The organism is Bacillus sp. JNUCC-21 (genome assembly GCF_041222765.1).
Lineage (GTDB): Bacteria > Bacillota > Bacilli > Bacillales > Bacillaceae > Bacillus > Bacillus velezensis.
In genome coordinates this window covers 3,884,950-3,905,350 of sequence record NZ_CP166019.1, presented here as the reverse complement: position 1 = coordinate 3,905,350, position 20,401 = coordinate 3,884,950, and the positions used below count along the sequence as shown (strand labels likewise).

The following is a 20,401-nucleotide window of genomic DNA, read 5'->3' as shown; positions in this document are numbered from 1 at the left end:
ACGTTTTTTTGAGGCGCTTCCGCCCGGCGGAAAGCGCCTTTTTTGACGTTCCGGGCGGTATGCCGTCAGAAAAAATAACAAACTCAATTCTGCGATTCGCTCAGAAATTTGATAAAATGCAGGAAGAAGACAAATTACTGCTGGAGGATTTACTCATGAACATACATATCTCTGCTTTGATTCAGAAGATGGAAGAAGAACTGAGGCAGGCGAAAACGGCGACCCGCACCGAGGAGGTCAAAATGCACGCGGCCGCCATCCGCTCTCTGTGTGATGTCGTGCTCGGCACTCAGACGCACACCGCTCCGGCGCCAGTGCAGAATCCGATTCCGAAAGCGGCGCCGAAACCTTCCGCGTCTCCTTCGACAGACCCGCTGCTGCTTGAAAAAATGATGGGCAGCGCCGGGCTGAACCAATATCAGAAAAAAGCGAAAGACGAACGTGAGGAAGACGGGGATTCCATTTTCGATTTTTAACAGGAGAGGTTGATTGACTTGAAACTGATACTTGGGGGTTTGCAATGGACGGCATTTATGATTGCGGCTGCGATTGTAGTTCCTGTCGCCATCGCACAATCATTTCACTTGAACCATGCCGATTCTGCCGCATTGATTCAGAGCACATTTTTTGTACTTGGCGTCGCCGCGGTCATCCAATGTCTCCAGGGACATCGTCTGCCGATTAATGAAAGCCCGGCAGGCTTATGGTGGGGCGTATACACGATTTACGGCGGACTGACTGGCACGGTGTTCGCGACATTCGGCGAGACGCTGCGGGCGCTGCAGGGGGCGCTGTTATTAAGCGCTGTCTTTTTCTTTTTGTTCAGCCTTTTTAAAGTGATTGAACGGCTGGCCGTGCTGTTTACGCCGGTTGTGACCGGTGTGTATCTGCTGCTGTTGGTCATGCAGCTGAGTCAGCCGATTGTGAAAGGCCTTTTGGGCATCGGCTATTTAAAAAACAGCGTCGACGGCCTTGTATTCGGGCTCGCCATGGTTGTGACGGCGGCGATGTTCATCATGTCCCGATCGAATGTTACGTTCTTAAGACAGTATGCGATTCTCCTTTCGCTTGCCGGCGGATGGATCTTATTCGCCGTCTTCGGCGCTGCCAAACCGATTCAAATACCGGACCGCGTGATTCAGCTGCCGGCTCTTTTTCCGTTTGGAAAACCCGTGTTTGACAGCGGCCTGATTATTACATCACTCTTCATTACCGTGCTTTTGATTGTCAACATGCTCGCGAGCATCCGGGTTGTAGAAGCGGCGGTGAAAAAATTCGGCGGTACCGTCGGGAAGCGGCGTGAGCGTCCGGCTGGGTTTGCGGCTTCGATCAGCCACCTTTTGAGCGGACTGTCAGGGGGCATTGCGCCTGTGCCGATTTCAGGGGCGGCCGGTTTTATTGAGACGACGAAGCTTCCTTCGAAAAAGCCGTTTCTTTTGGGAAGTGTATTTGTCGTGATCATCAGTATGATCCCGCTATTTATGAATGCGTTTGCGAGTCTGCCCTCACCGGTCGGCTTTGCGGTAAACTTCGTCGTTTTCTCCGCGATGGCCGGTCTCGCCTTTACGGAGTTTGACTCTTATGAGAGAGAGGAGCAAAAACGAATCCGTTCCATTATCGGTCTGGCGCTCCTGACGGGGGTCGGCGTAATGTTTGTGCCGGAGAGCGCGTTATCGGGGATGCATCCGATCCTGATTTCGCTCTTAAGCAACGGTCTTGTACTCGGGACGCTGCTGGCGATAGCGATTGACCGAATCCAGCTTATCAAAAAGAAAAAATCCGACAATCTCGTGTCATCGGACGGCGGACGTTGAATTTTGCCGATGTTGGGTTATGATTGAATTGGAAACTTTAACGAAAAGGCGGGAGAAAAATAGATGAAAGTGTTTATTATTCTTGGTGCGATTAACGCTTTATTGGCCGTGGCGCTGGGCGCTTTCGGCGCGCATGGGCTTGAAGGGAAAATCCCCGATAAATATTTGCAGGTGTGGCACACAGGCGTGCAATATCATATGTATCACGCGCTCGGTCTTCTGGCTGTCGCGTTTTTGGCCGAAAAGCTTTCTGGCGCAGGCAGTGTTTCTGTTGCGGGCTGGCTGATGTTTGCGGGCATCGTTCTGTTTTCAGGAAGCCTGTACGTATTGAGCGTGACGCAGATTTCCATTCTCGGCGCGATTACACCGCTCGGCGGCGTGGCGTTTATCATCTCTTGGATTATGATTATCGTCGCGGCCGTCAAATATTTATAAAGAAAAAAAGCCAATCCTCTGTCAAGTGAGCGATTGGCTTTTTGATTTATCTCGGAGAATAAGAAGACATGGAGTACGGATAAGTATAAGCGATTTCCTCATCAAACGTGATGTAATCAAGGTAAATGGTCAGAAGCAGATAGCGGGTGCCCGTTTTCGGATCGCTGATGATGATATGGTCACGTCCCGCCGCCTGAATCACACCGCGGAAAATCTTTGAATTCCATTCTTTGCTGTTTTCAAATGTCATATAAATCGTCGCCGTTTTGCCCCGGTTCAACCGCAGAATATTTTCAATGTATGACTCTTCAATCGGCAGCATGCCGGGAACGTTTTGTGACGATGATGGGCCTGACGGAATCTGAAAGCTGCCGCCGCCCTGCTGCTGCGGCTGGCCGGGGAACCCCCCGCCGAAGCTCTGCTGGCCTTGCTGCATCGGCATTGTCATTTGCTGCTGCATCGGCATCATTTGTGATCCTTGGCCCTGAGGCTGCGGATAAGGATTAGGCCCGAGCTGCGGCTGGTATCCTTGCATATCCATTCCCATTCCCATCCCCATCCCCTGCATTTGCTGATATTGATTCTTTTTCGGTTTCATATTGTTCCTCCTTTGATGAAAACCTCTTGATGCTGAAACCTCCTGACAAGTATCAGACAGCCGACAGAGCGGCTGCTGTTTTTATCTATTCCACCATATGAGCCCAAAGAAAGATTTATGCGAAAAAAGAAAATACGCTCCAATGAGTCCGGGCATCAGAGCCGGCTTTTTTTGTGCGCGCAATGCTGACTTTTCACATAATAGTCTGTATTCCTAGCGCATCTTCCGCATAAGGAACATATGATAGCGGTAGTTTCAGGTGCGAAAAGGGGGTGACGAGTTGCCTAAAGTGTCAGTGATCATGACGAGCTATAACAAAAGTGACTATGTGGCCCGCTCTATTAAAAGTATTCTGTCTCAGACGTTTACGGACTTTGAGCTGTTCATTATGGATGACAACTCAAATGAAGCGACATTGGCGGAAATACGTCCTTTTCTCACGGATGACCGCGTCCGGTTTTATCAAAGCGATGTATCGGGCGTCAAAGAAAGAACGGAAAAAACACGCTACGCCGCCTTGATTAATCAGGCAATAGAAATGGCGGAGGGCGAGTACGTGACGTATGCGACCGACGACAACACGTATGTGCCGGAACGGCTTGAGAAAATGGTGAAAGAGCTTGATGAAGACCCGGAAAAAGCCGTCGTGTATTCAAGTTCCAAAACCTATCATCTGAATCAGCGGAAAGAGACGGTGAAGGAGACGGCCAGGCCCGCCGAACGGATCGTGTGGAACGCGCCGTGCGCCATTGACCATTGTTCGGTCATGCACCGGTTTTCCGTGCTGGAACAGGTCAAATCGGCATTCGGTTCCTATTGGGATGAAAGCCCGGCGTTTTACCGGATCGGTGACGCCCGTTTCTTCTGGAGAGTGAATCATTTTTATCCGTTTTACCCGATTTCTGAGGAGCTTGATATCAATTATATTACCGATCAATCCATCCATTATCAGCTTTTCGCGGCGGAGAAAAACGAGTTTGTGAACAGCCTTCCGCAGCAGACCACGTGCCGGGAGCTGAGGGAATCATTAAAAAAGCTTGGAAAGGGGTGAGGGCTTGTCGGCATACTTAGCGAACTATTGGGTGCTGTACCGGCAGTATATTGACCTTTTTCAGTCACTTCGCTACAAAGACATCCCGCTCGCATTGATCAGTAATTTTTATCAATATATCAGTCCGGCGCTTCGGGAGAGCATGGAGCAGAACCCAGAGCTTTTCGGTCCGGCTGATCAGCATATTCCTGAAGCCGGTATACAGCCATATTATGATCAAAAAAGGCAAAACATTAAGAAAACAGATGAGAAACCGGTAAACGGAAAAGTCATTCTGCATTTCGATCATCTTCGGTTCACCGAGGGAAACTACCGGCAGTTTGATCCGGCAAAAACAGCGGTACTGGCCAGATGGAGTCTGCCTGACCATTACGGGCTGCCCGTTATCTGCAAATTGGAGCTGACGGGAATGGGGCAAAAAGGGAACCCCGTCCCTTATATTGAAAAAGCCCATTCCATTTTGAAAGAGCTTCACAGCCATCCCGCTTTCGGAAACAGAGAATTTCAGGAACGTTTGTATAAAGACATCCCGTTATTTATTGAAGCGATTGACGCCATTGATATTTTGTTTACGGCCGAAAAGATTTCCGCCGTTGTAGTCGGCACGACGGAGGATATTTACAGCCGTGTGCTGGCGCTGATGTCCGCGAAAAAAAACGCCGTCAGCATCTGTCTTCAGCACGGAGCGCTCATGGGAGATGAAGCGTTTCTGCCCGTATTTACGGACTATCAGGCCGTATTCGGGACTTATGAAGCGGAGTGGTATAAAGCAAAAGGCTGCAGGGATGAACAAATCATCATCACGGGGCATCCCCGTTTCGACGAGATTTTCTCAAGAGAGCCGATAGATCAGGACACGTTTTACCGCAAACTTTCTTTTCTCCCGTCACAGCGGACGGTGCTGATCGCCACGCAGCCGTTTTCTGATGAATTTTATACGGGCGTGCTTGAAGAGCTTGCCGGCCAAAAGAACATGCAGCTCATTATTAAACCGCATCCGTGGGAAATCGGCAAAAACAAGCTGGATGCTTACAATCAGGTGCTGCGGAAATATAAAGCAGGCAAAATCATCAAAAAAGAGATGGAGCTGTATGATATTCTCCCGTATGTTGACGCTGCGGTGACACAGACATCAACGGTCGGTCTTGAAGCGATGCTGTTTCAAAAGCCCGTGCTGATCGGAAAATCAGCGGGAACCCGCAGATACCCTTATTATCACTCACTTGGAGAATTTGTCTTTGAGGACCCGCAGGCACTCGCTCAGGAATTAATCCGGATATGCGAAAGCCCCGCAGAATATCAAAAAGCGGAACAGGCGCGCCGTGCTTTTGTCGCCGCGAACTACCCGGTTCAGGATTCGCTTGCCGCTTTATGCCAAGTGCTTCAGGAAAAAACCGGAGTCAGCTTCAGACGGGTTGACCCTTCATAAAAAAGATAGGAGCGCAAAGAAAATGGTGCAAAAAAGATCAGCTTTTCTTCCCTATTCATTGCCCATGATCGGGAAGGACGAAATTCAGGAGGTTATTGATACGCTTGAATCGGGCTGGCTTTCAAAGGGACCGAAAGTAGAGGCGTTTGAAAAAGCCTTTGCCGCCTGGACGGGGGCAAAGCACGCGATCGCGCTGAACTCATGTACCGCCGCTTTGTTTTTGGCCCTGAAAGCGAAAGGGATCGGTCCCGGCGACGAGGTCATCACGTCTGCCGTGACGTTCAGTTCAACAGCCAATACAATCGTGCACACAGGCGCCGTTCCGGTGTTTGTTGACATCGATCCGCTTACGCTGAATGCAGACCCTGAAAAAATTGAGGCGGCCGTCACCCCGCGGACAAAAGCGATTGTACCCGTTCATTTCGCCGGCCAGTCGTGTGATATGGATCAGATTCTGGCCATTGCCGAAAAGCATCAGTTATTTGTCTTAGAGGATGCCGCACATGCCGTGTATACCACTTACAAACAGAAAATGATCGGATCAATCGGCGATGCGACGGCATTCAGCTTCTACGCGACAAAAAACCTGGCAACCGGTGAAGGCGGCATGCTGACGACGGACGATGACGGGCTTGCCGATCAGATCAGGGTGCTCAGCCTTCACGGCATGAGCAAAGGCGCGTGGAACCGCTATTCTTCAAACGGAAGCTGGTACTACGAGGTCGAAACGCCCGGCTATAAAATGAATATGTTTGATCTTCAGGCAGCGCTTGGGCTTCATCAGCTGAAACGGATTGACAGCATGCAGCAAAGAAGAGCCGACATTGCGAGCCGCTACCAGGACGCCTTCAGACACATGAAAGGGCTGACCATCCCGCATGTCAGTGATGACGGGCGGCATGCATGGCATCTGTATGTTCTTCAAATAGAGGAGCAGGAGGCCGGGGTCAGCCGGAACGATCTGATTTCCGCTTTAAAAGACCAATATAATATCGGCACAAGTGTTCATTTTATTCCGGTTCCGTTCCATCCGTATTATCAAAAAACGTACGGGTATAAGGAAACTGACTTTCCGGCCGCGGCCGCGTATTATCACCGCACCGTGTCACTCCCTCTTTATCCGTCAATGACAGATGACGACGTTGAATACGTCATTGCAGCCGTTACGGATATCGTCAAAGGGGCTGATTAGGTGTACAGACTGAGGGAAAATCTTGCGCAGGACATGATTCATACCTTCCTGCATCAGAAGGGCATCCAGCCGGAAGCCTATGAATCGTCGCTCTGTTTATTGGGAGAAAACAGCCTTCAAGGCGTGATTTTATATGAAAACTCTTCGTGGGAAAGTCAATTGTTCCGAAAAAATATCATCAATGTGAAGCTTGCAGCCGCAAACAGCGCCGGACAGCTCAAAAGGCTGTTTCAGGAATTTTACGCGGCAAGGCGGGCGGCAGGCACTGATTTTATATTTATTAAAATACCGGCTGAAGATATCGGCGCGATGCAGGTCGTTCAGCAGCTTCCGAACGCTTATTTTGTAGGGAGTCTTCTCAAGCTCGTCAGTCCGGTGCGTGTATATAACAGCACGCCGCCATTTGAGATTACAGAAGCCGGACCCGGCGACACGGAAGCGATCAGCCGGCTGGCCCGCGACGCCTTTACAAAAAGCAGGTATTATCAAGACCCCCATCTCAGCTATGAAAGTGCAAACCGCCTGTTTGAAGAGTGGGCGCGGAATAATGCGGAAGGCAGAGCTTCGTTACAATTCGCCGCCACATATAAGGGAGAGACTGTGGGCTTTGTTCAGGGGCTGTCTAAAGGCGATGAATTCGTCCTTGATCTGATGGCGGTAAAGCCGGGATTTGAAGGAAAGGGAGCGGGATTCCATTTAGCGGCGCACGTGATTGAACAATCATTGCGCTTTCAGCATAAGACTGTATCAGCGGGAACGCAGCTCCACAATGTAAGAGCCATCCGCCTATACGAAAGAATGGGATTTAAAGCGGATGCGTCCTATTACTACTATCATGTGTGGCCCGGGAAGGAGGCGGACTGATGGCATCATGCCAAATCGGAACGAAGTCAATCGGCGAAGGTTCGCCCGTATTCATCATCGCCGAAGCCGGAATTAATCATGACGGAAAACTGAGCCAGGCGTTTGAATTGATAGATGCGGCCAGTGAGGCCGGCGCGGACGCGGTCAAGTTCCAAATGTTTCAGGCTGACAAAATGTATCAGAAAGACCCCGGCTTGTACAAAACCGCTGCGGGAAAAAACGTCTCTATTTTTTCTTTGGTGCAATCAATGGAAATGCCCGCCGAGTGGATCGAACCGCTGCTTGAATATTGTAAGAAAGAAGGCGTGCTGTTTTTAAGCACTGTCTGTGACGAAGGCTCTGCCGACTTACTGTATGCGACTTCGCCTTCAGCCTTTAAAATCGCCTCCTACGAGCTGAACCATCTGCCGTTATTGAAATATGTCGCGGGGCTGAAGACACCGATTATTTTTTCCACCGCTGGCGCTGATATTTCAGATATTCAGGAGGCTTATCAAACCATTACCGGCGAGGGGAACACAGAAATTGCGATCATGCATTGTGTGGCGAAATATCCCGCGCCGCCTGAATACAGCAATCTGAGCGTCATTCCCATGCTTGCCGCCGCATTCCCGGATGCAGTGATCGGTTTCTCCGATCACAGCGCCCATCCGTATGATGTGCCGTGCGCGGCTGTCAGGCTCGGAGCGAAACTGATTGAAAAGCATTTTACGATCGATAAAAACCTGCCCGGTGCTGATCACTCCTTCGCCCTCAATCCGGATGAATTAAAAGAAATGGTTGCGGCGATCCGCTCAGTTGAAGCGGAGCTGCAGCAGGGGCATCACGCTCCGGTGCCGGAAGTGCTGTCGGGAAGTTCCCATAAAACGACGACACCGATTGAAGGGGATATCAGAAGGTTCGCTTACAGAGGCATTTTTTCAACAGCGCCGATTCAAAAAGGCGAATGTTTTACGGCTGAAAACCTTGCCGTCCTTCGTCCCGGCCAAAAACCGCAGGGGCTCCACCCGAGATATTTTGAGCTTTTAACTGACGGCGCGCGTGCGGTCAGGGATATCCCCGCCGACACGGGCATCACTTGGGATGACCTTTTGACGAAAGGCAGCCCATATGATGACTGACATTTTGTTTATCATTCAGGCGCGGATGGGAAGCGGGCGTCTTCCCGGCAAAGTGCTGAAACCGATCGGCGGGTATACGATCCTCGATATGATTGTCAAAAGGGTTCGGCAAAGCGCGTATTATGATCAATCACGGGATAATCTGATTGTCGCCTCGTCTGACAGCAAGACCGACGACATTCTGTCTGCGCACTGCCTCAGCAAGAACTACCGTGTGCACCGCGGCAGCGAGCAGCGCGTGCTTGACCGGTTTGCACAAGTCATCGAACAAGTAAAACCGGATATCGCAGTCAGACTGACGGGGGATAACCCGTTTGTCGACCCTTCGCTGCTTGATTTTCTGATTCAATCGCATTTAGATCAGCACGCGGACTACACGTATATCTGCGGTACACCGCTTGGCATCGGCGGCGAGGCGGTAAGCGCGCGACTTTTAACGGAGATCAATGCCGACAAAACGCTGGCGGACAAATACCAGGAACATGTCACGCTTTTAATAAGAGAATCTCCTGAGAGGTACCGGCTTCTCTTTCCTGAGCCCCCGCAGGAACTCCGGGCTCCTCACTTGCGGATGACCGTCGATACAGAAGAGGACTACAGGCTGGCCCGCGAGCTGTACGTAAAAGCGGGCTCGCGTCCTGATATTCCGGCAAAAGAATTGATCCATCTGCTGAATAGTGATCCGGAGCTCAGGGCCATTAATCAAATGATCCGGCAAAAAGAGGCTGATTAGCATGCGGGTTCTGATTTTCGCTGACGGGGGCCGTGACATCGGCATGGGGCACGCGGTCCGGATGAAGCTGCTTGCCGGTGCCATTAAGAACAATTGCTCAATAACGTTCTGCACAAATAAAGAGGCTTCTTCTTATCTGTCATCTGATCAATGGGAAGTGATCATCAAGCCTGACAAGGGACAGAAGGAATTTATTGTCCGGGAAATAAACAGGCAGGCTCCTGACCTTCTCATATTCGATCTGCTCGATATGCCGTGTGACTGGTTAGAGGAAGTCAAAAAGCATTCATCGGCACGCATCATCTTATTTGAAGAAAAACGGGAACATGTCATTCATTTATGCGATGTCGTTATAAACGGCATTTACGGAGGGCTGAAAAGCCGGACGGTTCAAATGGGCAGCGCCGCGGTATATGAAGGCCCGGATTATATGATTCTTCATCCGGGTTTTGAAAAAGCCAAACAGCTTTATCAGCTGAGAAAAGAATGCCGGACCATATTGGTTTCATTAGGAGGAAGCGACCCGAAGAAGCTTGTCTTTAAAGTGATGGAAGCATGCCGCCGCATCCCCGACATTCAGCGAAAACGAGTGATCATCGTCATGGGCGGCGCCGCGCCTCATGCTGACGACGTGCGCGCGCATCTTACACAAATGCCTTATGCCGAGCTGGTAAGGCAGACAAATGACATGGCCGCGCTTCTCACGAGGGCTGATATGGCCGTCGTGTCCGGCGGGATCACTTTATATGAAACCATTTGTACAGGTGTGCCCTGCATCGTACTTTCTCAAGTGGAGCATCAAACTGAGACGGCGGAAAAATTCGCCGCACGGGGGGCCGCCGTTCATCTCGGCCTTGGTGAATGCATATCACCGGACGTTCTCGCACGGCATATGTCTGACATGGCCGCTGATTATCCGATGCGGACCGGACTTCATCAAAACGGAAAGCCGCTGGTTGACGGCAGGGGCATCAAACGGGCGGCGGCGATTCTTTATGATTTGTGATAAAACCACACGTAAGGAAGTGTTCATGTGAAAGGTGTTATCTTAGCCGGAGGCACCGGCTCACGCCTTATGCCGCTGACAAAAGCGGTCAATAAGCATTTACTCCCTGTCGGTCCATATCCGATGATTTACTGGTCGGTCATGAAGCTGGAAGAAGCGGGGATTACAGATATCTTGCTGATTACGCAAAAAGAATATATTCCGCAATTTCATAAACTTCTCGAAACCGGAGAAGAGCTCGGCGTCTCAATCACATATCAGGTTCAGCCAGCCGCATCCGGCATATCCGACGGTTTATCATACGCAAAGCGGTTTACAGGTCGCGATCCGTTCGTTCTGCTTTTGGGAGATAATATTTTTGAAGATTCATTAAAACCTTATACGGAGCGTTTCGCAAAGCAGGGAAAAGGAGCGAAAGTGCTGCTGAAAGAAGTGGACGATCCGGAGCGCTTCGGCATCGCCGAGATTGATGAGGAAAACAAACGGATCAAGTCGATCATTGAAAAGCCGGAGCAGCCGCCGACCAGACTATGCGTCACAGGGATCTACATGTACGACGCAGAAGTGTTTTCCTATATTGAACAAATTTCCCCTTCAAAACGCGGCGAACTGGAAATTACGGATGTCAATAATTTATACATTGAACACAGTGAGCTGACGTATGATGTGTTAACGGGCTGGTGGGTGGATGCGGGCACGCATGAATCGCTCTACCTCGCCGGAAGCCTGGCGCATCAGGCATTACAGAAAGGACAGGAGCATTAATCATGCCAAAATCATATTTAATTACAGGGGGCGCCGGATTTATCGGCCTTACCTTTACAAAGATGATGCTGAAAGAAACGGACGCGCAGATTACCGTCCTGGATAATCTCACGTATGCAAGCAGGCCGCTTGAAATAGAAGCCTTAAAAAAGAACGGCCGTTTCCGTTTTATCAAAGGTGACATTTCTGAAAAAGAGGACATTGACAAAGTCTTTTCCCAAATGTATGACGCTGTCATTCATTTTGCGGCTGAATCCCATGTGGACAGAAGCATAAATCAGGCAGAGCCGTTCATCACAACAAATGTGATGGGCACATACCGACTGGCGGACGCGGTGTTACAGGGAAAAGCCGGCAGGCTGATTCACATTTCCACAGATGAGGTGTACGGAGATTTGGCGCCGGATGATCCCGCTTTTACGGAGACGACGCCGCTTTCTCCGAACAACCCGTATTCGGCCAGCAAGGCAAGCTCAGACCTGCTCGTCATGTCTTATGTGAGAACCCATAAGCTTCCAGCCATCATTACGAGATGCAGCAACAATTACGGGCCGTACCAGCATCACGAGAAAATGATTCCGACCATTATCAGGCATGCCGTAAACGGCACGCCGGTTCCGCTGTACGGCGACGGGATGCAGATCAGAGACTGGCTGTTTGCCGAAGATCATTGCCGCGCCATTAAGCTCGTGCTGGAAAAAGGAACACTCGGTGACATTTACAATATCGGCGGAGGAAATGAACGGACGAATAAAGAGCTTGCGTCATTTATCATGAAGGAGCTCGGTGTCGAGGAACAGTTTGCTCATGTCGAAGACAGAAAAGGGCATGACCGCCGTTACGCCATCAATGCTTCAAAGCTGAAAAATGAGCTGGGATGGCAGCAGGACGTCACATTTGAAGAAGGAATGAGAAGAACCATTCGCTGGTATACAGACAGCCAAGACTAATCGGAAAGAAGGGGATCCGATTGACGAAGGTATTAGTAACCGGAGCGGCCGGCCAGCTGGGGCGGGAGTTATGCCGCCAGCTGAAGCAGGAAGGGTATGAAGTGATCGCCTTGACAAAAGCGATGATGAACATATCTGACCAGCGTTCGGTGCGGCACTCGTTCAGCCATTACAAGCCGGATATCGTCGTCAATACGGCGGCATACACCTCCGTTGACAAATGTGAAACGGAGCTCGACAAAGCGTATTTAATAAACGGAATCGGCGCTTATTATGCCGCGCTTGAGGCTGAAAACACCGGCGCGAAATTCATTCACATCAGCACCGATTACGTCTTCAGCGGCAAAGGAACACGGCCATACCAGACCGATGATCCCGCAGATCCGGGCACGATTTATGGAAAAAGCAAAAAACTCGGCGAAGAACTGATCCGGTTAACGGGGAAAAACCACACCATTATCAGAACATCGTGGGTGTACGGCAGCGGCGGGCACAACTTTGTCAATACGATGCTGAAACTTGCGGATACACATGATCAGGTGCGTGTCGTTAACGATCAAGTCGGGGCGCCGACGTACACAAAGGATTTAGCCGAAACGGTGATCGGTCTGTTTGACAGGCCGCCGGGCTTATACCACGCCGCAAACAGCGGAGTGTGCAGCTGGTATGAATTTGCCAAGGCTATTTTTGAAGAAAGCGGCAGAACCGCCTCCGTGCTGCCCGTCACGACGGAGGAATACGGAAATGAGACGCCGCGCCCCGCTTACTCGGTGTTGAGTCTTGAGTCGATTGAACGGCAGGGGCTCGGGATGAGGCATTGGCGGGAAGCGCTGCATGATTATTTACAAAGGGAGGGACAATGCAAGTGATCGAAGGCGTAAAAATCAAAAAGCTGATCAAACACAGCGATGACCGGGGTTTTTTCTCAGAACTCGTCCGTGACGATGAACATCTCTTAGAGCGTTTCGGGCAGGCTTCCTGGTCCAAAAGCTATCCCGGCGTCATTAAAGCGTTTCACTATCATGAGAAACAGGATGACCTGTGGTTTTTTCCGACGGGCCACGCCCAGGTCGTGCTGCATGACCTTCGCGAAGAGTCTGCAACCAAGGGAGAAACGGATGTCTACTACATGGGAGAAGACAATCCGATGCTCCTTCTCATTCCTAGGGGCGTCGCACACGGGTACAGAGTGCTGGGTGAAACCCCGCTGACCATTATTTATTTCACGACAATGTCCTACAATCCGGATCAGCCTGACGAAAAAAGAATTCCGTGGAATGATGACACCATCGGATTTGACTGGCAGACGGCTCACCGATAGCGCACAAGACGAAGACAGCGGATGTCTTCGTTTTTTGTGCTGATTCATCTCGTGAAAAATAAATGATTGAATATTCTAAAAAATAATTTACTTCCATGGATAAAGGTGGTAGATTATTCTCAGGAAAAGAGAAACCCAATTCGCGAATGGAACCATCAGACACGCTTTTCCGGCAGAGGACGCTCTGAATCCCATATGATCTGGAGGAATTCATGATGTTAAAAAGAAAATCATTTTCGGCCTTTCTCATCAGTGCTGCGGTATTTTCATCTGTGTTCTTGCCATCTTTTCATGCGAACGCCCAATCTGCCGTTATTGAAGCGAAAACCGTCAATAGTACGAAAGAATACGCGACATCTGATATTGAAGTCACATACAAGCCGAATGCGCTGCTTGCCGTCGGCGCCGTTGAATTTCAATTTCCTGACGGGTTCAACGCCACTGTGAGGGACTCTGTAAACGGAAGAACACTGAAAGAAACGCAAATTCTCAACTACGGAAAAACGGTCAGACTTCCGCTTACCCTTGACTTATTGGGCGCGTCTGAATACAATCTCGTCCTGGTGCGTAAAAACCTTCCGCGCGCGGGCGCGTATACAATTAAAGGCGATTACGTAAACGGTTTGGGGGCCGGCAGTCTTTATGCCGAAACAAAGCTGGTTATTGACCCGCGTTAATCCAGGATGAAAGAGGCTGACAACAGCCTCTTTTTTTTATGCGCAAAAAACCTGGCATGAATCTTGCATATAAAAAGGGCGTAACGACAATGTGAAAGGGATTGATGGGTTTTGGTGTAAAAGCGCTTACATTTTGTTCTGCCGGTAATTGAAGCTTACACGTAAAATACGATGAGGTGATAAACATGTCAGCCAACCCGCTTTCTAAAAGCAATCAGAAAGATGAAGAAAAAGAAGTTCTTAATTTGTTCTTGTCAACACAATCGATCATAAAAGAGGCCCTGCGCAAACTGGGCTATCCTGACAATATGTATGAACTGATGAAAGAGCCGATGCGGCTTTTAACCGTCCGCATCCCTGTCAAAATGGACAATGGCTCAGTACAGGTTTTCACGGGCTACCGCTCACAGCATAATGACGCAGTCGGCCCGACAAAAGGGGGCGTGCGGTTTCATCCGGAAGTCAGTGAAGAAGAGGTTAAGGCGCTTTCCATCTGGATGACTTTAAAATGCGGCATCACAAATCTTCCTTACGGGGGCGGAAAAGGCGGCATCATCTGTGATCCGCGGACGATGTCATTCGGAGAGCTGGAACGGCTGAGCCGCGGATATGTGCGTGCGATCAGCCAGATCGTCGGTCCGACAAAGGATATTCCGGCTCCCGACGTATATACCAACTCGCAGATTATGGCATGGATGATGGACGAATACAGCCGCCTGAGAGAATTTGATTCACCGGGATTCATTACGGGCAAACCGATCGTTCTCGGCGGTTCACAGGGGCGGGAGACGGCGACCGCGCAAGGCGTCACGATTTGTATTGAGGAAGCCGTTAAGAAAAAAGGGATTCCATTGGAAAATGCGCGGATCATCATTCAGGGGTTCGGAAATGCGGGGAGCTTTCTCGCTAAATTTATGCATGATGCCGGTGCCAAGGTGATCGGCATCTCAGACGCCCACGGCGCTTTGTATGACCCTGACGGCCTTGACATTGATTACCTGCTGGATAAGCGGGACAGCTTCGGCACGGTGACGAATCTCTTCTCGGATGTCATAACGAACAGGGAGCTGCTGGAAAAGGACTGTGATATTCTCGTGCCCGCCGCAATCTCCAATCAGATTACGGCTGAAAACGCCCATCACATTAAAGCCTCAATCATTGTGGAGGCGGCAAACGGCCCGACAACGATAGATGCCACGAAAATTCTGAATGAAAGAGGCGTGCTTCTCGTGCCGGATATTTTGGCAAGCGCCGGCGGCGTGACGGTGTCTTATTTTGAATGGGTGCAAAATAATCAAGGCTTTTACTGGTCTGAGGAGGAAGTCGCCGGAAAACTGCGCAGCGTCATGGTGAATTCGTTTGAATCCATTTATCAGACAGCGCATACCCACAAAGTCGATATGCGTTTAGCCGCCTATATGACGGGCATCAGAAAGTCGGCTGAAGCGGCCCGGTTCCGCGGCTGGGTATAAGTGTTATCCGCAAAGAGATTTTGCATCAGTTATATAGCGGATCGCAAAATTTCTTTGCGTTTTCAGATTACAGCTGACAGATTCGGACAAGCTTCGTCCGCTTTCGGCAAAGATTTTCTTATTTTTATCACAAATTGCTATGCTGGTATGCTTCTTGCATCATCATAAAGCGTGAGCACACATTACAAAATACGGGGAGGAATTCTAATGACAGTTTCATACGCACACGAACCATTTACAAATTTTCAGGAAGAGACAAATAAACAATCGTTTCAGGAAGCGCTGGCTTATGTGAATTCACAGCTCGGCAAGCATTATCCGCTTATTATCAACGGTGAAGCGATTGAAACGGATAAAAAGATCATTTCCGTCAATCCGGCAGATAAAAAAGAAGTGATCGGTTCTGTATCGGCCGCCGGAAAAGAACTTGCGGAAAAGGCCATGCAGGCTGCGCTGCAGGCATTTCAAACATGGAAAAAAGTACGGCCGGAACACCGCGCGAATGTGCTGTTTAAAGCGGCGGCGATCATCCGCAGAAGAAAGCACGAATTCTCCGCGTATCTAGTGAAAGAAGCGGGAAAACCGTGGAAGGAAGCGGATGCGGATACGGCGGAAGCGATCGACTTTTTAGAGTATTACGCCCGTCAGATGCTGAAACTGAAAGACGGTTCTCCTGTAAAGAGCCGTGACGGAGAATATAATCAGTATCACTATGAGCCGCTTGGGGTGGGAATCGTCATTTCTCCATTCAACTTCCCGCTTGCGATCATGGCGGGAACGGCGGCGGCAGCCATCGTAACAGGCAACACGATACTGCTGAAACCGGCGGATGCGGCGCCTGTCGTGGCGGCGAAATTCGTTGAAGTGATGAAAGAAGCGGGCCTGCCGGACGGCGTGCTCCAATTCATACCGGGCGACGGAGGAGAAATCGGCGACTATCTGGTTGAGCATCCGAAGACGAGATTTGTGTCGTTTACAGGTTCCCGCGCGGTTGGATGCCGTATTTATGAACGCGCCGCAAAAGTACAGCCGGGCCAAAAGTGGCTGAAACGGGTCATTGCCGAAATGGGAGGGAAAGATACGGTGCTTGTAGACAGAGATGCTGATCTTGATCTTGCCGCTTCCTCAATCGTGTATTCCGCCTTCGGATTCTCAGGCCAAAAATGTTCAGCCGGTTCCCGTGCGGTCATCCATCAGGACGTCTATGATGAAGTTGTTGAAAAAGCCGTCGCTTTAACAAAATCACTCACTGTCGGAAGTCCGGAAGATTTTGATACATACATGGGGCCAGTCATCCACGAAGCATCTTATAATAAAGTCATGAGTTATATCGAAATCGGCAAAACAGAAGGAAAACTCCTGACGGGAGGCGAAGGTGATGATTCAAAAGGATACTTTATTCAGCCGACCATTTTTGCGGATGTTGATGAAAACGCCCGCCTGATGAAGGAGGAAATTTTCGGGCCGGTCGTCGCGATCTCAAAAGCCCGTGATTTCGACCATATGCTTGAGATTGCCAATAATACCGATTACGGACTGACGGGCGCTCTGTTATCAAAAACCCGCGCGCACATTGAACGCGCCCGCAAAGATTTTCACGTCGGGAATCTATACTTCAACCGCGGATGTACGGGAGCGATTGTCGGATACCAGCCGTTCGGCGGCTTCAATATGTCAGGAACCGATTCAAAAGCCGGAGGACCTGACTATCTGATTCTTCATATGCAGGCAAAAACAACGTCTGAAGCCTATTAATCTTTCGGAAATAGCGCGATGAAAAAGAGAGTCGCGCTATTTTCTCTATATGAAGGTAAGGAGGATGGAACATGTATCAGCAGCTCAGCAAAATGCTTCCGGAGGAGAAAATAGAAGCCATTACGAAATCACTGGTGGCGTTAAACAGCATCAACGGCACATTGGGAGAAGGAAAAAAAGCCGACTATATCAAAGATATGATCAAGAGCTTTCCCTACTTTCAGGAGAATCCGTCACATGTGTGGGAGCAGGCGATTCCTGAGGACCCTTACGGCCGCAAAAATATTTTCGCATTTATTGAGGGAAACGGCGAAAGCCTGAATACGGTCATTTATCACGCTCATCTTGATACGGTCGGCATCGAGGATTTCGGCCCTTTAAAAGATATCGCTTTTGATTCCGACCGTCTCGCGGAGTATTTCTCAAACTATGAATTTGATCGGGATGTGCAGCGGGACGCCCGCTCAGGCGAGTGGATGTTCGGAAGGGGTTCGGTTGATATGCAGAGCGGTATTGCCGTTCATCTCGCCAATCTGCTTCACTTTTCTGAACGGCGCGATCAGCTGCCGGGCCATATTCTGTTCATGGCAAACCCCGATGAAGAAAGCCAGCATTCCGGCATTTTAACCAGCATTTCTGAATTAAAACGGCTGAAACAAGAAAAGCAGCTTCGTTATTTAGCAGCGATTAATAACGATTTTATCACCCCGCTGTATGAGGGTGACACGACAAGGTACATCTACACGGGCGCGGCAGGGAAGCTTTTGCCTTGCTTTGCGATTTACGGGCGGGAGGTGCATGTCGGTGATACGCTGTCCGGCATCGATCCGAATTTGATCGCATCAGAAATCACCAGAAGAATTCACAACAATATTCATATGGCGGAAAACATTGAAGGGGAGCTTGTGCTTCCGCCGACCTGCCTGTACCAGCGTGACAACAAGGAAGCGTATAACGTGCAGACCGCCGTCAGCAGCTATGTCTATTTTAATTATTTTATTTACGAGAAAACCGCCAAAGAAGTCATGGATCAGCTGACCGCCGTGGCTGACGAAGCCTGCAAAGAGACAGAACGAAAATTATCTGATTATTACGACGAATACTGTGAGAGAACGAGCCTGCCGAAAAAAGAGATGTCATGGAACGTTCAAGTGTACAGTCTGGAAGATTACCTGAAAAGGCTTAGAAGCCGCGGGATAGACCCTGCACAGTGTATCGAGCAGGCATTTAAAACATATGAACATCTTGAACTGCGGATGAGATGCTTTAAAGCCGTCGAGGAACTGCAAAAACTCGATCCTGAGCAGGGAGCCAAGGTCATTATTTTCTATGCGCCGCCTTACCTTCCGCACAATTATCTGAAAGAAGAGAGCTCACGGGACCGGCTTTTGCAGCATGTCATTCAAGAAGCGGTCGATAAAACAGCGGCATCAACCGGAGAAACATTCGTCTTTAAAAAGTTTTTCCCTTATTTAGCGGACGGAAGCTTTTTATCGCTGCATGAAACAGACGAGGAGGTCTCCGCCTTTACCGATAATTTTCCGGGCTGGGATGTCATCGGGACGATTCCTTTTAAAGAAATCAGGGAATTGAATATTCCGTCGGTCAATATAGGGGTATACGGAAAGGACGGCCATAAATGGACGGAACGCGTGTACAAGCCGTACACATTCCATGTGCTGCCGGAGCTCATTCAGCAGACGACAATGCACCTTTTGCACAGCTACCGATTAGACATACGCACAAATGGCTGACATAACGGAATAAGGAGGATGTATATGCAGGGAGATACCAATCAAACTGAATTGCAGCGCACGATGAAGGGCCGGCATTTGTTTATGATCGCCCTCGGCGGCGTGATCGGGACGGGGCTTTTTCTGGGCTCCGGTTTTACGATCAGTGAAGCGGGACCGATCGGCGCGATATTGGCTTATGTGATCGGCGGATTTTTAATGTATCTGGTGATGCTTTGTTTGGGGGAGCTCGCGGTCGCCATGCCGGTCGCAGGATCATTTCAAGCGTATGCCGCAAAGTTTCTCGGGCCGTCGACGGGTTTTACGATCGGATGGATGTACGCATTCAGCTGGGCCAATACAGTGGGGCTTGAACTGACGTCGGCGGGGATTTTAATGCAGCGGTGGTTTCCGGCCGTTCCGATTTGGGTGTGGTGCCTTGTATTCGGCGTCGTCATTTTTTCCATTAACGCGCTGTCTGCGCGGAGTTTTGCGGAAATGGAATTTTGGTTTTCCAGCATTAAGGTCATGGCCATTGTATTGTTTATTATTCTCGGCTGCGCTGCGGTATTCGGCTTTGTCGGTTTTAACGGCGGGCAGACGGCTCCGTATCTGTCAAACTTTACGACGGACAAAGGGCTTTTCCCGAACGGTGCCCAAGCCGTGCTGTTTACCCTTGTCATGGTGAATTTTTCATTCCAGGGCACCGAGCTGGTCGGAATCGCCTCGGGAGAAAGCGAAAATCCGGAAAAGACGCTTCCCCGCTCAATCCGAAACGTCATATGGCGGACGCTGTTTTTCTTCGTGCTGGCGATGTTTGTTCTCGTGTCCATTTTGCCGTACCAAACGGCAGGCGTCATCGAAAGCCCGTTTGTGGCTGTGCTGGATAAAATCGGCGTTCCCTATGCGGCTGATATCATGAACTTTGTCATTCTGACCGCCATGCTGTCGGTGGCGAATTCCGGGCTGTACGCTTCGTCCAGAATGATGTGGTCCCTATCAAAAACTAAGATGGGCCCCGCTTCCTTAACGAAACTGACGAAAAAAGGCGTGCCTCTGAAAGCTCTTTCCATCACCATCGCTATCTCCGGTTTATCCCTGCTGACAAGTGTATTCGCGGCTGAAACGGTGTATGTGTGGCTCATTTCCATCTCCGGTATGATTACCGTCGTCGCGTGGATGTCAATCTGCGCTTCACAATTCGTTTTCCGAAGACGCTTTCTCGCTGAAGGAGGAAATCTGAAAGACCTGGCATTTAAAACGCCTCTTTATCCGATCGTGCCGATTCTCGGATTTTCGGTTTACGGTCTTATCTTAATCAGTCTCATCTTTATCCCCGACCAGCGTATCGGTCTGTACTGCGGCGTCCCGCTGATGATCATTTGTTACGCGTATTATCACTTCGGTATCAAAAAACGCCTGAAGCGTGAGCCGGCTTCTTCGGAAAAAGGCGCTGCCGGATAAGAAAAAAAGCCCTCCGCAAAA

20 protein-coding genes are annotated in these 20,401 nt (G+C 49.9%); 19 read left to right on the top strand and 1 reads right to left on the bottom strand.

Features of this window, described 5'->3' with window-relative positions; all coding sequences use genetic code 11:
* The first annotated feature begins 59 nt into the window (after positions 1–59).
* The 3 genes from JNUCC21_RS19860 (at position 60) to JNUCC21_RS19850 (ending at position 2,249) form a co-directional block, all read left to right on the top strand.
* A complete protein-coding gene (locus JNUCC21_RS19860; RefSeq protein ID WP_369878840.1) occupies positions 60–476 on the top strand; it encodes a YwdI family protein in 417 nt (138 codons plus the stop codon).
* Positions 477–494: 18 nt separating this feature from the next.
* Entirely contained in the window at positions 495–1,814 is a 1,320-nt protein-coding gene (locus JNUCC21_RS19855; RefSeq protein ID WP_015240808.1) for a purine/pyrimidine permease, read from the top strand.
* Positions 1,815–1,877: 63 nt separating this feature from the next.
* On the top strand, positions 1,878–2,249 hold the full coding sequence (locus tag JNUCC21_RS19850; RefSeq protein WP_003150969.1) for a DUF423 domain-containing protein: 372 nt from the start codon (positions 1,878–1,880) through the stop codon (positions 2,247–2,249).
* A gap of 46 nt (positions 2,250–2,295) precedes the next feature.
* Here JNUCC21_RS19850 and gerQ read toward each other — a convergent pair whose 3' ends face one another.
* A complete protein-coding gene (gene gerQ, locus JNUCC21_RS19845) occupies positions 2,296–2,847 on the bottom strand; it encodes a spore coat protein GerQ (RefSeq protein ID WP_007407693.1) in 552 nt (183 codons plus the stop codon).
* A 280-nt stretch (positions 2,848–3,127) separates the two neighbouring features.
* Here gerQ and JNUCC21_RS19840 point away from each other — a divergent pair, with 280 nt between their 5' ends.
* The 16 genes from JNUCC21_RS19840 (at position 3,128) to JNUCC21_RS19765 (ending at position 20,380) form a co-directional block, all read left to right on the top strand.
* Complete coding sequence (locus JNUCC21_RS19840; protein WP_003150972.1) at positions 3,128–3,898, top strand: glycosyltransferase family 2 protein; 771 nt, start codon at positions 3,128–3,130, stop codon at positions 3,896–3,898.
* Positions 3,899–3,902: 4 nt separating this feature from the next.
* Entirely contained in the window at positions 3,903–5,327 is a 1,425-nt protein-coding gene (locus tag JNUCC21_RS19835; protein WP_015240805.1) for a CDP-glycerol glycerophosphotransferase family protein, read from the top strand.
* Positions 5,328–5,349: 22 nt separating this feature from the next.
* On the top strand, positions 5,350–6,519 hold the full coding sequence (locus JNUCC21_RS19830; RefSeq protein ID WP_012118727.1) for a DegT/DnrJ/EryC1/StrS aminotransferase family protein: 1,170 nt from the start codon (positions 5,350–5,352) through the stop codon (positions 6,517–6,519).
* Complete coding sequence (locus tag JNUCC21_RS19825) at positions 6,520–7,383, top strand: GNAT family N-acetyltransferase (protein ID WP_059367570.1); 864 nt, start codon at positions 6,520–6,522, stop codon at positions 7,381–7,383.
* A complete protein-coding gene (locus tag JNUCC21_RS19820; RefSeq protein WP_369878425.1) occupies positions 7,383–8,504 on the top strand; it encodes an N-acetylneuraminate synthase family protein in 1,122 nt (373 codons plus the stop codon). The genes JNUCC21_RS19825 and JNUCC21_RS19820 overlap by 1 nt, the downstream gene beginning before the upstream one ends.
* The gene (locus JNUCC21_RS19815) at positions 8,497–9,237 is read left to right on the top strand and encodes a cytidylyltransferase domain-containing protein (RefSeq protein WP_369878424.1); all 741 of its coding nucleotides are present in this window, start codon (positions 8,497–8,499) and stop codon (positions 9,235–9,237) included. The genes JNUCC21_RS19820 and JNUCC21_RS19815 overlap by 8 nt, the downstream gene beginning before the upstream one ends.
* A gap of 1 nt (position 9,238) precedes the next feature.
* Positions 9,239–10,243: a PseG/SpsG family protein gene (locus JNUCC21_RS19810; protein ID WP_369878423.1), complete on the top strand. Its 1,005-nt coding sequence runs from the start codon at positions 9,239–9,241 to the stop codon at positions 10,241–10,243.
* A gap of 27 nt (positions 10,244–10,270) precedes the next feature.
* Entirely contained in the window at positions 10,271–11,008 is a 738-nt protein-coding gene (locus JNUCC21_RS19805; RefSeq protein WP_038460267.1) for a sugar phosphate nucleotidyltransferase, read from the top strand.
* A gap of 2 nt (positions 11,009–11,010) precedes the next feature.
* Positions 11,011–11,958, top strand: coding sequence for a dTDP-glucose 4,6-dehydratase (rfbB, locus tag JNUCC21_RS19800; RefSeq protein ID WP_144664815.1), 948 nt, complete (start codon positions 11,011–11,013; stop codon positions 11,956–11,958).
* Between the two features lie 20 nt (positions 11,959–11,978).
* Positions 11,979–12,827, top strand: coding sequence for a dTDP-4-dehydrorhamnose reductase (gene rfbD / locus JNUCC21_RS19795; protein WP_114354770.1), 849 nt, complete (start codon positions 11,979–11,981; stop codon positions 12,825–12,827).
* Positions 12,824–13,279, top strand: a complete 456-nt coding sequence (locus JNUCC21_RS19790; RefSeq protein ID WP_007407682.1) for a dTDP-4-dehydrorhamnose 3,5-epimerase family protein — start codon at positions 12,824–12,826, stop codon at positions 13,277–13,279. Before rfbD ends, JNUCC21_RS19790 begins: the two co-directional genes overlap by 4 nt.
* A 215-nt stretch (positions 13,280–13,494) precedes the next feature.
* Complete coding sequence (bslB, locus tag JNUCC21_RS19785) at positions 13,495–13,956, top strand: biofilm surface layer hydrophobin BslB (protein WP_022537147.1); 462 nt, start codon at positions 13,495–13,497, stop codon at positions 13,954–13,956.
* A gap of 185 nt (positions 13,957–14,141) precedes the next feature.
* Positions 14,142–15,428 carry a Glu/Leu/Phe/Val dehydrogenase gene (locus tag JNUCC21_RS19780; protein WP_003150991.1) on the top strand — a complete coding sequence of 429 codons (1,287 nt, stop codon included), beginning with the start codon at positions 14,142–14,144 and terminating at the stop codon, positions 15,426–15,428.
* A 207-nt stretch (positions 15,429–15,635) separates the two neighbouring features.
* Complete coding sequence (gene pruA, locus JNUCC21_RS19775; protein WP_369878422.1) at positions 15,636–17,183, top strand: L-glutamate gamma-semialdehyde dehydrogenase; 1,548 nt, start codon at positions 15,636–15,638, stop codon at positions 17,181–17,183.
* Positions 17,184–17,254: 71 nt separating this feature from the next.
* Complete coding sequence (locus JNUCC21_RS19770; RefSeq protein ID WP_160242395.1) at positions 17,255–18,937, top strand: M20 family metallopeptidase; 1,683 nt, start codon at positions 17,255–17,257, stop codon at positions 18,935–18,937.
* Positions 18,938–18,961: 24 nt separating this feature from the next.
* Positions 18,962–20,380, top strand: coding sequence for an amino acid permease (locus tag JNUCC21_RS19765; RefSeq protein WP_012118711.1), 1,419 nt, complete (start codon positions 18,962–18,964; stop codon positions 20,378–20,380).
* Positions 20,381–20,401 lie beyond the last annotated feature (21 nt).

What these genes read in the sequence shown, in the direction of transcription:
- gerQ (WP_007407693.1), bottom strand. Translation starts at nt 2,847, where the DNA reads ATGAAACCGAAAAAGAATCAATATCAGCAAATGCAGGGGATGGGGATG.
- bslB (WP_022537147.1), top strand. Translation starts at nt 13,495, where the DNA reads ATGTTAAAAAGAAAATCATTTTCGGCCTTTCTCATCAGTGCTGCGGTA.
- pruA (WP_369878422.1), top strand. Translation starts at nt 15,636, where the DNA reads ATGACAGTTTCATACGCACACGAACCATTTACAAATTTTCAGGAAGAG.
- JNUCC21_RS19815 (WP_369878424.1), top strand. Translation starts at nt 8,497, where the DNA reads ATGACTGACATTTTGTTTATCATTCAGGCGCGGATGGGAAGCGGGCGT.
- JNUCC21_RS19810 (WP_369878423.1), top strand. Translation starts at nt 9,239, where the DNA reads ATGCGGGTTCTGATTTTCGCTGACGGGGGCCGTGACATCGGCATGGGG.
- rfbB (WP_144664815.1), top strand. Translation starts at nt 11,011, where the DNA reads ATGCCAAAATCATATTTAATTACAGGGGGCGCCGGATTTATCGGCCTT.
- JNUCC21_RS19780 (WP_003150991.1), top strand. Translation starts at nt 14,142, where the DNA reads ATGTCAGCCAACCCGCTTTCTAAAAGCAATCAGAAAGATGAAGAAAAA.
- JNUCC21_RS19770 (WP_160242395.1), top strand. Translation starts at nt 17,255, where the DNA reads ATGTATCAGCAGCTCAGCAAAATGCTTCCGGAGGAGAAAATAGAAGCC.
- JNUCC21_RS19820 (WP_369878425.1), top strand. Translation starts at nt 7,383, where the DNA reads ATGGCATCATGCCAAATCGGAACGAAGTCAATCGGCGAAGGTTCGCCC.
- JNUCC21_RS19830 (WP_012118727.1), top strand. Translation starts at nt 5,350, where the DNA reads ATGGTGCAAAAAAGATCAGCTTTTCTTCCCTATTCATTGCCCATGATC.
- JNUCC21_RS19850 (WP_003150969.1), top strand. Translation starts at nt 1,878, where the DNA reads ATGAAAGTGTTTATTATTCTTGGTGCGATTAACGCTTTATTGGCCGTG.
- JNUCC21_RS19765 (WP_012118711.1), top strand. Translation starts at nt 18,962, where the DNA reads ATGCAGGGAGATACCAATCAAACTGAATTGCAGCGCACGATGAAGGGC.
- JNUCC21_RS19860 (WP_369878840.1), top strand. Translation starts at nt 60, where the DNA reads ATGCCGTCAGAAAAAATAACAAACTCAATTCTGCGATTCGCTCAGAAA.